We start from the raw sequence: 11,522 nt of genomic DNA on the forward strand, positions 1-11,522 counted from the left end.
TTCCGACCGGAGCATCAGTCCACCGGAATATCCTTGTTGACGTTCTTCGAACCGATAAGCGCATAGTAGAGCATATAGGCCAGACCGGCTACGATCACCCAATAGCTCGTCAGGTAGCCTACGCCGCCCGTCAAATCGACGATGCCGTTTTGCAGCAGGGGAAGGATGCCGCCGCCGCAGACCAGCGCCATGAAAATACCGGAAGCCTTTTCCGTATATTTACCCAACCCTTCTACCGCCAAGTTGAAGATACCGCCCCACATGATCGAAGTACAGAGACCGACGAGCACCAGCAGCGCGGCACTCACCGGCACGTTGACCAGTCCGAAGCCCTCCGCGCCGTTGAAAACCGGCAGATTGACCGGCACGTTCGGCGCGAACATCGCGCCCAGCGTCAGCAGCAGACCGGCCGAAGATACGACCATCAGCATGCTTTTCGCCGACACCTTGCTGCCGATCATCGCGCCCAGAAGCCGGCCGACCAGCATCAGCAGCCAATACGTAGCGGCGACCGAACCTGCGATGGCCTCGACGTTCACGCCGCTGCCCAGCACATTCAGCTCAGGATTCTGCAGCCACTTCTGCAACACGTTAGGAACGCCGACTTCGACGCCCACATAGACGAAAATCGCCACGGAGCCGAGAATGAAGTGACGGAACGAGAGCGGGCTGTATTTGGACGTCTCGGCGACTTTCTTGCCCTCCGTCTTCTGGGTCTCCGGAATCTTCGTCAGCGCGATCACGATGAATGCGAATGCGAAAATGGCCAATGCGCCGTACATCAGCGGGAATACGTTGCTGATCTGCGCATTCTTGATACCCTCCGGAATCAGCAGGCCGGTCAGGATGATGACCGCCGTGCCGCAGAGCGAGTTGAACGAGCCGCCCGCCTGAATGAGCTGATTGCCTTTGTTTCCGCCTCCGCCGAGCTTGTTGAGCATCGGGTTCACGACGGTGTTGAGCAAACACATGGAGAAACCTGCGATGAAGGCGCCGAGCAGATAGACGCCGAAGCTCTCGACCGAGCCGGAGAGCGTCTGGATGCCGACGCCGGTAAAGCCGACGGCGATAGCGACCAGTGCGGTTTTCTTGTAGCCGTACTTCTGCAGCATGTTGCCGGCAGGATACCCCATGATCGCATAAGCGATGAAGTTCGCGAACACGCCCAACGTTCCCATCCAGTTGGGCACATTGAACTGGTACTTCAGAATGTCACCCATAGGTGATGCCAGATTCGTCACGAATGAGATCATACCGAAGAGGAAGATCATCACAATGATCGGCAAAGTGTAATTTTGTTTTTTCGTCTCCATTGAGTTTTATGAAATTTAGGTTAATGAGTTTTCCCGTTTACCGGTCCCGTTCGGCGATGTAGGCGCAGAGGTTCGCCAGCGCCGTACGGTAATCCGACGCCTCGTATTCCGAGAGCATCTCCACGGCCCGCGCGATATAGCTGCGCATCACTTCGGCGGCGAAGGTCAGTCCGCCTTCGTTCTCGACCGTACGCTGCAGGTATTCCACCGACTCCTCGTCGTCGTGACAACAGGCCAGCCGCCCCAGCAGTTCGGTGCGGCGTTCGGCCGGCGCCTTGTCCAGCACGGCCAGCAGCGGCAGGGTGATCTTGCCCTCGCGCAGGTCGTTGTTGGCGGGTTTTCCCGTATGCGCCGTGCGCGTGTAGTCGAGAATGTCGTCCTGTATCTGGAAAGCCATGCCCACGGCCTCGCCGAAGCGGCGCATCAGGGCCACCTTCTGCTGCGAAGCGCCCACGGCCATCGCCCCGGCCGAAGCGCTGACGCCGATCAGACACGCCGTCTTCTTATAGATGATGTCGAGGTACGCCTGCCGCGTCATGGTATGCTTTTCGGCGCACTCGCTTTGCAGCACCTCGCCTTCGCAGAGCGCCGCCATCGACCCGCAGACGTGCGTCACCAGATCGAACTGACCGCTCGTCAGGCCGATGCTCAGGTTGCGGGCCAGAATGTAGTCGCCCAGAATCACCGCCTTGTGCGACTGCCAGCGCGCATTGGCCGACGGCTTGCCGCGGCGCATGTCGGCTTCGTCGATCACGTCGTCGTGAATCAGCGACGCCACGTGAATCATCTCCACGAGCATGGCTGCCAGATGGACCCGGCGCCCCTTGGCCGCCTCCGCCACCGGCGAATTCATCGCGGCCGACAACAGCACCAGCAGCGGCCGGATGCCTTTGCCGCGCGACGACAGGGCGTAACGCAGCATGTCGGAGAGCAGTTCCCCCTCGGCCGTAAACTGACGATCGACGAATTCGTCGAACGCCTCCAGTTCCGCAGTCACGGGTTTGCGGATCGTATCGAGTGTAATCATAAAGCCTATTCTGTTCGCGGCAACGGACGCAACACGGCCCGGAGCGAAGTCCGATTCGGGAAATGCCCCGCACACCGGGTCGCCGCATATCTTTGGCAAAGATAGTGATTTTTCGCAATCGCCGCTCGTCAAGTAAATGTTTTTTCGTACCTTTGCGAAGGCTTAACACGTTCACTCAGACAGCGTGCGCCCCGGCGGAATGCGGACCGCACGCGGCTTCCGCCCTGAGTCTGCACGGTCTCCGGCCACCGGATAACGACTTGAAATATGGAATCTTCGAAAACGATCATACGCCGGCTGCTGCCGGCCGCGGCGGCCCTAGCGCTCTTCTTCGTGGTGAGCGCAGTCTACTTCGCCCCGCAGTTCCGCGGCGAGGTGCTGCCCCAGCACGACGTCATGCAGTACGACGGCATGGCCAAGGATATCAACGACATGCGCGAATCCACGGGCGAAGATCCCCAGTGGACGGGCCGCATGTTCGGCGGCATGCCCGCCTACCTGATCAACGTGGCCTACCCGGCGCAGCTCGTCAAGAACACCCTCGGCCGGATCGTCAAGATCATCGACACCCCCGCCGCCTTCCTCTTTTTCGCCATGACGGCCATGTGGCTCATGCTGCTGATCTTCGGCGTCAATCCGTGGGTGGGCGTCGTCGCGTCGCTGGCCTACGGCCTTTCGACCTATTTCCTGCTCATCATCGGCGCAGGCCACATCACCAAGATGTGGGCGCTGGTCTACGCCCCGCTGATGATGGGCGGCGCGTGGATGACCCTGCGGGGCAACATGTGGGCCGGAGGCGCGCTCACGGCGCTCACGGCGTCGCTCGAAATCGGCGCCAACCACCCGCAGATCACCTACTATTTCCTGCTGGCGATGGCCGCCTTCTGGATCAGCGAAGGCGTCACGGCCTTCCGGGAGAAGCATTTCCGGAATTTCGCGCTCCGCACCGCCGTGCTCGCCGCCGCGGGCCTGCTGGCCGTCGGCTCGAACTTCTCGCCCCTCTGGTACACGGCCAAACACTCCAAGGAGACCATGCGCGGCGGCTCCGAGCTGGCTTCGACCGCCGAGACGTCCAAAAACGGACTGGCCCTCGACTACGCCACGGCATGGAGCTACGGCCGCACGGAGAGTCTCAACCTGCTGGTTCCCGACTTCATGGGCCGCGAATCGGGCACGGCCTTCGCCCCCGACGGCGAAGTGGCCGCCGTGCTCAACGACTACGGACTGCGGGGCGCCGCGCAGCAGCTGCCCGCCTACTGGGGAACGCAGCCCTACACCGGCGGTCCGACCTACCTCGGCGCCGCGGCGATCTTCCTCGCCGCACTGGGCGTCGCGCTGGTCCGGGGCCGCAACAAGTGGTGGATCGTGGCGGTCTCGGCGCTGACGCTCCTGCTGGCATGGGGCCGCAACCTGATGTGGTTCACCGAATTGGCCTTCGACTGGCTCCCCGGCTACAATAAATTCCGCACCGTCTCGATGGCCCTCGTCGTCGTGCAGTGGACGGTTCCCCTGCTCGGCGCACTGGCGCTGATGCGGCTCTGGCGCGACGAAATTCCGCGCCGGCGGCTCTTCAAGGCCCTCGGCTGGGCCGCGGGCGTCACGGGGGGCCTCTGCCTGCTGCTGGCCGTCGCGGGCGGCTCGCTCTTCGACTTCGGCCGCGAAGAGAGCGCGGCGATGATGACCGAGCAGTTCCACCAGATACTCAAAGCCAACAACATGCAGGAGTACCTCGACCGGGGCATGGACGCCGAAATGGGCATCGCCACGGCCGACGCCATGGCCGCCGAACGCGCTTCGATGATGCAGGCCGACGCATGGCGTTCGCTGCTGATGATCCTGCTCGCCGCGGGCGGCGTGGCGCTGTTCGCCCTGCGCAGAATCAACAAATACGCACTCACGGCGCTGCTCGGCGCGGTGATGCTGCTCGACCTCGTTCCCGTGGACCTGCGGTTCCTCTCGCACGACGACTTCATTTCGGCGCGCCGCCGGCAGATCACGGCCACGGCCGCCGACAAGGCGATCTTGGCCGACAAGGATCCGGGCTTCCGCGTCCTCAACCTCACGGTCAGCCCGTTTCAGGACGCCACGACCTCCTATTTCCACCGTTCGGTCGGCGGCTACCACGGGGCCAAGCTGGCCCGCTATCAGGACCTGATCGACCGCTACCTGAGCTACCGCAACGACGCGGTGCTCGACATGCTCAACACCCGCTACCTGATCGTCCCCGGCGACGACGGACAGCCGCAGGCCGTGCGCCGCGCGACGGCCAACGGTCCGGCGTGGTTCGTCGATGGGATCGTCGCAGCCGACACCCCGCAGCAGGAGATCGACCTCTTGGGCAGCGTCGATCTGAAAACGACGGCCGTCGCCGCCCCCGCCGACAAGGCGTTCGCCGAGGAGTGGCAGGCGGGCGGACAGGCGGATACGACGCTCGTGCGCGGCATCGCGCTCACGGAGTACCGTCCCAACTACCAGAAATACGAATACACGGCCCCCGAAGAGTCGGTCGCCGTATTCTCGGAGATATTCTACGACCACGGCTGGACGGCCTACGTCGACGGCGAGGCGATGCCCGGCTTCCGGGCCGACTACATCCTGCGCGCCATGAAACTGCCCGCCGGCCGGCACACCGTCGAGTGGCGGTTCCGCGCTCCGGGCTGGGCCGCGGCCGAGGCCGTGACGCTCGTCTCGTCGCTCCTGATCCTGCTCGGCGCCGCCGCGGCACTGACATACTGTTTCCGCAAGAAAAAGGCATAAGACTATGAAAGACGACAAGAGACTTAAACGAAAAGTCCGCAACTCCTATATCGTATCGACCGTCAGCATCATGCTCGTACTGTTCCTGCTGGGGTCGGTAGGCTACCTGATGGTCGCCGCGATGAAGGTCGCCCAGACCCTGCAGGAGAGCATCGCCGTCACCGTCGAACTGCAAAACGGCATCTCGGACCAACAGCGCGAAACGATCAACAAACGGCTCACCGCCGAGGAGCTGGTCGCGACCGTCGCCTATGTCACGAAGGAGGAGAAGGCCGACGACGCCGAATTCCGCAAGATGTTCGAAAGCGAATTCGAGGAGATTCTCGACGAAAATCCGCTGCTCGACTCGTTCGAGCTGACCCTCACGGCCGAGTCGGCCGACAAGGAGCTCCTCGACGGCTTCATCGCCTCCGTCTCCGGCATCGCGGGCGTCGAGCGGGTCAGCTATCCCGCGCTGATGGCCGAGCGGCTGCACGCCACGGTGGGCAAAATCCGGCTCGTCCTGCTGCTTTTCGGCGGCGCGCTGCTGATCATCTCGCTGATCCTGCTGAGCAACACCATCCGGCTGGCGATCTTCTCGAAACGCTATCTGATCAACACAATGAAGCTCGTCGGAGCTACCAAGTGGTTCATCATGAAGCCCTTCCTCGGCAGCAGCATCACACAGGGCATACTGGCCGGACTGGGGGCCTCGCTGCTGTTCGGGCTTTCGGTCTTCGGACTCAACGAAGCGGCCCCCGAACTGACGACCATCGCCGAGAGCGGCAAAATCGCCGTCATCCTCGGCGCGATGATTGCGGGCGGCGTCGTCATATCGGGACTCTTCACCGTCGCGGCCCTCAACAAATTCGTCAACATGAAGTCGAACAAGATATACCTTTATTAAATGAAAAAAGCGAATAAGAACACCCCTGCGGAGCAGGAACCCCCCAAAATGCCGCTTACCCGCCGCAACTACGTCCTGCTGGCGATCGGCTTCGCCGTGATCCTGCTGGGCTTCGTGCTGATGGCCGGCGGCGGCAGCGATTCGCCCGACCAGTTCAACTACGCGATGTTCTCATGGCGCCGCATCACGCTGGCCCCGATTCTGGTGATCGGCGGATTCGTGATCGAAATCTACGCCATCCTGAAAAGATACAAATAATTCACGCAACCCAAGGTCCGGCATTCGCCGCGACGACTCATAACCCCGCTTATCCGTAAATGGACACTCTACAAGCCATCCTGCTCGGCATCGTGCAGGGCATCACCGAATTTCTGCCCGTTTCGAGCAGCGGCCACCTCCAGATCGCCAAAGAGCTGCTGGGCGTCGAGCTCGAAGAGAACCTCACCTTCGACGTGGCGCTCCACGCCGCCACCGTCCTGAGCACCATCGTCGTACTCTGGAGCGAGGTGTGGCGTCTCCTGAAGGGTCTCTTCTCGCGCCGTTTCAACGCCGAGCAGGCCTACGTGCTCAAACTCGTGCTCTCGATGATTCCCATCGGCTTCGTCGGCTTCCTGTTCAAGGACCGGATCAACGCCCTGCTCGACGCCCCCTATATCCTCGTGATCGTGGGCGCCATGCTGCTGCTGACGGCCGCACTGCTGGCTTTCGCCTATTACGCCAAACCCCGCCAGAAGGAGACCATCTCCTACCGCGACGCCTTCATCATCGGCCTTGCGCAGGCCTGCGCCGCCATGCCGGGCCTTTCGCGTTCGGGCACGACCATCGCCACGGGCCTCTTGCTGGGCAACAAAAAAGCCGCCGTGGCGCAATTCTCGTTCCTGATGGTGCTGGCTCCGATTCTGGGCGAGACGCTGCTCGAAGCCGTCAGCGGCGACCTCACGGCCGGCGTGGCCGCCGGTCCTCTCGCCGCAGGCTTCCTCGCCTCGTTCGTCACGGGCTGTCTGGCCTGCAAATTCATGATCGAAATCGTCAAGCGGGGCAAACTCATCTGGTTCGCGCTCTACTGCGCCGCCGCGGGCCTCGTATCCATCCTAAGCTATTTCTGTTAATGAAAGAACCGATCGACCTGCGGGGTCTCAACTTCGAAGAGGGTTATATCGCCGTACTGGACAAGCCCCTGCGCTGGACCTCGACCGATGTGGTCCGCAAAATCAAATTCACGCTGCGCCGCCTCGGCTACCGGAAAATCAAGGTCGGCCACGCCGGCACGCTCGATCCGCTCGCCACCGGCATCCTGCTGGTCTGCATCGGCCGCGCCACCAAGATGGTCGATGCGCTGCAGGCCGAGGAGAAGGAGTACGTCGCCGACGTGATGCTGGGCGCCACGACCCCAAGCTACGACCTCGAACACCCCGTCGACCGGACCTTCCCCACCGAACATATCACGCGCGAAAAGGTCCTCGAAGCGCTCTCTTCGCTCACGGGCGAGCGGCTTCAGGAGCCCCCTGTTTACTCGGCCAAGAAGATCGACGGCACGCGCGCCTACGAGCTGGCCCGCGCCGGCGAGGAGGTCACGATGCGCAAGGCGACGGTCAACATCTACGAACTGGAACTGCTGGAGTACGACCTTCCCCGCATCCGCATCCGCGTGCGGTGCAGCAAAGGCACCTACATCCGCTCGCTGGCCCACGAAATCGGACAGGCGCTCGAAAGCGGCGCCCACCTGACGTCGCTGCGCCGCACCCGCAGCGGCGGCTTTACGCTCGAAAAAGCCTTTGAATTCGAAGAATTTCTCAAAAAGTTGGAGGAACTTGAAACAAAATAGACTTTTTTGCGTATAGAAAATAATCTGTTTTGTTTTTAAGACGTAAAAAGAGTATTTTTTCACCATGAAATTATCACAATACGGGTACGAATTCGCCCCCGAAATGCTGGCGAAACATCCGACGGAAAACCGGGACGACTCGCGCCTGATGGTCATCAACCGCGCCAAAGGCACCGTCGAACACCGCATCTTCAAGGATATCATCGAGTATTTCGACGAAAAGGACCTCTTCGTCTTCAACGACACCAAGGTCTTCCCGGCCCGTCTGTACGGCAACAAGGAGAAGACCGGCGCCGAGATCGAGATCTTCCTGCTGCGCGAGCTGAACCGCGAACTGCGCCTGTGGGACGTGCTGGTCGATCCTGCGCGCAAGATCCGCATCGGCAACAAGCTCTACTTCGGCGACGACGACCTGCTGGTTGCCGAGGTGATCGACAACACCACTTCGCGCGGCCGCACGCTGCGTTTCCTGTTCGACGGCTCCTACGAGGAGTTCAAGCAGGCGCTTTTCAGTCTGGGCGAGACCCCGCTGCCCAAGTGGGTGCGCGACAAGGTCGAGCCGGAGGACGCCGAGCGCTACCAGACGATCTTCGCCCGGCACGAAGGCGCCGTGGCCGCCCCGACGGCCGGCATGCACTTCTCCAAGCACCTGATGAAGCGCATGGAGATCAAGGGCATCGACAAGTCCTTCATCACGCTGCACGTCGGTCTGGGCAACTTCCGCACGGTGGACGTCGAGGACCTCTCGAAACACAAGATGGATTCCGAGCAGTTCTTCGTGACGGACGAAGCCGCCGAAGCGGTCAATTCGGCCAAACGCGACGGACACAAGATCGTCGCCATCGGCACCACCGTCATGCGGACCGTCGAAACGGCCGTCTCGACCAACGGCATGATCAAGCCGATGGAGGGCTGGACCAACAAATTCATCTTCGCGCCCTACGAATTCACGGTGGCCGACGCCATGGTGACCAACTTCCACCTGCCCTACTCCACACAGCTGATGATGGTTGCGGCTTTCGGCGGCTACGAAACGGTCATGAACGCCTACAAGGTGGCCAAGGAGGAAGGATACCGATTCGGCACTTACGGCGACGCGATGCTCATTCTTTAAGATTTTTTCACTATCTTTGCAAAACAGATAGCGGCCGTTTCCGCCAAGCCCGGACCGCTCCGGCCCCGTCCGGAGCATACAAGGCGGCGAAAACGGAAGTCCAAAGACAAAACACTCGAACCATGGCAAATAAGATTCTGTACGTCTGTCAGGAGATTACCCCGTATCTTCCAGAGACGGAAAGCTCCGGACTTTGCCGCGCTCTCACGCAGGCGATGCAGGAGCGTGGGAATGACATACGCACGTTCATGCCGCGTTACGGCTGCATCAACGAACGCCGGCACCAGCTCCACGAGGTGATCCGCCTGTCGGGCATGAACCTGATCATCGACGACAACGACCACCAGCTCATCATCAAGGTCGCGTCCATCCCCGCAGCCCGCGTACAGATCTATTTCATCGACAACGACGACTACTTCTCGCGCAAATTCGTGCTGACCGACGAGGAGGGCAAGGCCTTCCCGGACAACGACGAGCGGGCCATCTTCTTCGCCCGCGGCGTGCTGGAGACGGTCAAGAAACTGCGCTGGACCCCGACCGTCGTCCACTGCCACGGCTGGTTTTCGAGCGTGATTCCGGTCTACCTGAAGCGGATTTTCGCCGACGACCCCATCTTCCGCAACGTGAAGATCGTCGTTTCGCTCTACGGCGACGGTTTCCCCGGCGAACTGGACAACGCCTTCGGCAAGAAGATCGCCGGCGAAGGGGTCAAAGATAAAAATCTCGCAATTCTCGACACCCCGTCATACGAAAATCTCTGCCGTTTCGTTATGGAGTATGCCGACGGTGTGGTCGCGGCATCCCCGGATGTCGAACCGAAGGTATTGGAGATCGCCCGCGCAAGCGGCAAGCCGATGCTCGAATACCAGTCGCCCGAAGCAGCGGACTTTTTCGACAATTACAACCGATTTTATGAAGCATTGCAATAATTTCCGCCGCATGTTCCGCGCCGCCGCCGTTCTGGCTGCGGTCGCTCTCATGACGTTCGCGGGCTGTACCAAGGTCGACGACACGCTGGGCTCGAACCTCGTGCCGGACAACCAGCAGATGAAGGTGGGCTACACGACGCTCGGCGCCCGGACGCTCGCGGGGAAACTCGATGCGGCCAAATACGTCGAGACGCGTCTGTTCCAGAGCGACTCGCTCAAGGCGTCCAACATCTCCTACGGCTACATGGGCTCGATGCTCAGCGACACGTTCGGACTCCGCACGGCGGGATTCCTGACCCAGTACCTCAACGTCTACAAGGTTAAGGAGGGCTATTTCGGCTACCGCCCGATCTTCGACTCGGCGCAGATCCTGATCACGATCACCAGCTACGGAAACGATACGCTCACGCCGCAGAAGTACAACGTCTACGAAATCAAGAGCAACAAATACCTGACCGAGAAGCCGGTCGCCGCGGGTAAAACCGAGCGCGACACGGTCTTCTACCTCAACTTCGACCCCGTCAAGGAGGGCGTTATCGGCGCGGACGACGAGCCGGTCTTCACCTTCACCTTCCCCGACGGCGAGACGACGGGTCCCGCCACCACGGCGGTCACCATGAACACGACTCCGGCAACCCAGAATTTCATCGACCGCCTGATGCTCCAGAAAGGTTCGGGCACCGCCTACGAAGACGACTACTCGATCTACAGCACCGACAGTCTCAAGCAGTGGGTGGAGGAGTTCAAGGGTCTCTACATCGTTCCGGCCGAAGACCAGAAGGAGAAGGGCAAGGGCAACATCTACGCCACGGAGCTCGAAAGTTCGGGTTTCATGGTCTATGCGCGCAACCGCGTCGAGAGCGACCCGACGCTGATCAAGGATACGATCGGCATGGGCTACATATTCTACAATACGAGCATCTCCACGGAGTACGGCAACGTTTCGGTCAATACGATCCGCCGCGACTACGGCATGGCGACCAGCGCTGACGCCAAGTTCGACATCGCCGACGCCAAGGAGGAGGCCGGAAAACCGATCACCGACCACCCGACCTACGACCAGATCTATGTCGAGGGCATGGGCGGCGTGGTAACCGCCATCACGTTCGACAAGCCCTTCTTCGACGCGCTGGAAGCCGAGATCGTCGCAGGCAACGAGGGCGCCCAGAACTTCAAGACGCTCGCCATGACTCAGGTCCGCATGTCGATCTACTTCAAGGGCAGCAATTACGACTGGACGAAGCTGACCGACATGCCGCATATGATCGGGGAGATGGACAAGTCGCAAACCCGTCTGGGCCTTTACACCAACTACAAGACGCTTTCGGCCATTCCCGACTACGCCTATGCCTACGAGCAGAACTACAGCACGACGCTCGCTTACGGCGGCTACATCAACCGCAGCCGCGGCTGCTATGTGATGGACATCACGGGTTACGCCCAGAGTCTGTGGAACAGCTACCGGTCCGCCAAGGCGGAACTCGGAGCGGACGCCCCGTGGGACGAGCTGAAGGAGAAGATCAAGAACCGCACGATCTATCTGGGTCCCGAAGCCTACAGCGTCTATACGACGACGTACAGCGTCCTTCAGGGCATGACGCCCGACGGCGTGACCGAGGAGGACGTTCCGATCAAGATCGACGTCACGTACAACCTGATCAAATAAGAGAC

At 61.0% G+C, this 11,522-nt stretch carries 10 protein-coding genes; 8 read left to right on the forward strand and 2 right to left on the reverse strand.

What is annotated here, in order from left to right; translation table 11 throughout:
• Positions 1 to 14 precede the first annotated feature (14 nt).
• Positions 15 to 1,313, reverse strand: a complete 1,299-nt coding sequence (locus tag HMPREF9720_RS07590) for an MFS transporter (protein WP_009597598.1) — start codon at positions 1,311 to 1,313, stop codon at positions 15 to 17.
• Between the two features lie 37 nt (positions 1,314 to 1,350).
• On the reverse strand, positions 1,351 to 2,340 hold the full coding sequence (locus HMPREF9720_RS07595; protein ID WP_039940183.1) for a polyprenyl synthetase family protein: 990 nt from the start codon (positions 2,338 to 2,340) through the stop codon (positions 1,351 to 1,353).
• 267 nt (positions 2,341 to 2,607) lie between these two features.
• Between HMPREF9720_RS07595 and HMPREF9720_RS07600 the strand changes: the two genes are divergently transcribed.
• From HMPREF9720_RS07600 to HMPREF9720_RS07635, 8 genes are all read left to right on the forward strand, one after another.
• Positions 2,608 to 5,097, forward strand: a complete 2,490-nt coding sequence (locus HMPREF9720_RS07600; RefSeq protein ID WP_009597663.1) for a YfhO family protein — start codon at positions 2,608 to 2,610, stop codon at positions 5,095 to 5,097.
• 4 nt (positions 5,098 to 5,101) lie between these two features.
• Entirely contained in the window at positions 5,102 to 5,983 is an 882-nt protein-coding gene (locus tag HMPREF9720_RS07605) for a cell division protein FtsX (RefSeq protein ID WP_009597576.1), read from the forward strand.
• The gene (locus tag HMPREF9720_RS07610; protein WP_009597622.1) at positions 5,984 to 6,241 is read left to right on the forward strand and encodes a DUF3098 domain-containing protein; all 258 of its coding nucleotides are present in this window, start codon (positions 5,984 to 5,986) and stop codon (positions 6,239 to 6,241) included. It begins immediately after the preceding gene.
• Positions 6,242 to 6,300: 59 nt separating this feature from the next.
• The gene (locus HMPREF9720_RS07615; protein ID WP_009597704.1) at positions 6,301 to 7,092 is read left to right on the forward strand and encodes an undecaprenyl-diphosphate phosphatase; all 792 of its coding nucleotides are present in this window, start codon (positions 6,301 to 6,303) and stop codon (positions 7,090 to 7,092) included.
• Positions 7,092 to 7,808, forward strand: a complete 717-nt coding sequence (gene truB, locus HMPREF9720_RS07620; protein WP_009597594.1) for a tRNA pseudouridine(55) synthase TruB — start codon at positions 7,092 to 7,094, stop codon at positions 7,806 to 7,808. Before HMPREF9720_RS07615 ends, truB begins: the two co-directional genes overlap by 1 nt.
• Positions 7,809 to 7,872: 64 nt before the next feature.
• Positions 7,873 to 8,922: a tRNA preQ1(34) S-adenosylmethionine ribosyltransferase-isomerase QueA gene (queA, locus tag HMPREF9720_RS07625; RefSeq protein WP_009597673.1), complete on the forward strand. Its 1,050-nt coding sequence runs from the start codon at positions 7,873 to 7,875 to the stop codon at positions 8,920 to 8,922.
• Between the two features lie 122 nt (positions 8,923 to 9,044).
• On the forward strand, positions 9,045 to 9,851 hold the full coding sequence (locus HMPREF9720_RS07630; protein WP_009597572.1) for a glycogen/starch synthase: 807 nt from the start codon (positions 9,045 to 9,047) through the stop codon (positions 9,849 to 9,851).
• Positions 9,835 to 11,517 (forward strand): DUF4270 family protein, encoded by a 1,683-nt coding sequence (locus HMPREF9720_RS07635; RefSeq protein ID WP_009597636.1) that lies wholly within the window; start codon positions 9,835 to 9,837, stop codon positions 11,515 to 11,517. The genes HMPREF9720_RS07630 and HMPREF9720_RS07635 overlap by 17 nt, the downstream gene beginning before the upstream one ends.
• The last annotated feature ends 5 nt before the right edge of the window (positions 11,518 to 11,522 follow it).

Origin of the sequence: Alistipes sp. HGB5 (assembly GCF_000183485.2) — a bacterium.
GTDB lineage: Bacteria > Bacteroidota > Bacteroidia > Bacteroidales > Rikenellaceae > Alistipes > Alistipes finegoldii.

What these genes read in the sequence shown, in the direction of transcription:
- HMPREF9720_RS07600 (WP_009597663.1), top strand. Translation starts at nt 2,608, where the DNA reads ATGGAATCTTCGAAAACGATCATACGCCGGCTGCTGCCGGCCGCGGCG.
- HMPREF9720_RS07610 (WP_009597622.1), top strand. Translation starts at nt 5,984, where the DNA reads ATGAAAAAAGCGAATAAGAACACCCCTGCGGAGCAGGAACCCCCCAAA.
- HMPREF9720_RS07605 (WP_009597576.1), top strand. Translation starts at nt 5,102, where the DNA reads ATGAAAGACGACAAGAGACTTAAACGAAAAGTCCGCAACTCCTATATC.
- queA (WP_009597673.1), top strand. Translation starts at nt 7,873, where the DNA reads ATGAAATTATCACAATACGGGTACGAATTCGCCCCCGAAATGCTGGCG.
- HMPREF9720_RS07615 (WP_009597704.1), top strand. Translation starts at nt 6,301, where the DNA reads ATGGACACTCTACAAGCCATCCTGCTCGGCATCGTGCAGGGCATCACC.
- HMPREF9720_RS07590 (WP_009597598.1), bottom strand. Translation starts at nt 1,313, where the DNA reads ATGGAGACGAAAAAACAAAATTACACTTTGCCGATCATTGTGATGATC.
- truB (WP_009597594.1), top strand. Translation starts at nt 7,092, where the DNA reads ATGAAAGAACCGATCGACCTGCGGGGTCTCAACTTCGAAGAGGGTTAT.
- HMPREF9720_RS07595 (WP_039940183.1), bottom strand. Translation starts at nt 2,340, where the DNA reads ATGATTACACTCGATACGATCCGCAAACCCGTGACTGCGGAACTGGAG.
- HMPREF9720_RS07635 (WP_009597636.1), top strand. Translation starts at nt 9,835, where the DNA reads ATGAAGCATTGCAATAATTTCCGCCGCATGTTCCGCGCCGCCGCCGTT.
- HMPREF9720_RS07630 (WP_009597572.1), top strand. Translation starts at nt 9,045, where the DNA reads ATGGCAAATAAGATTCTGTACGTCTGTCAGGAGATTACCCCGTATCTT.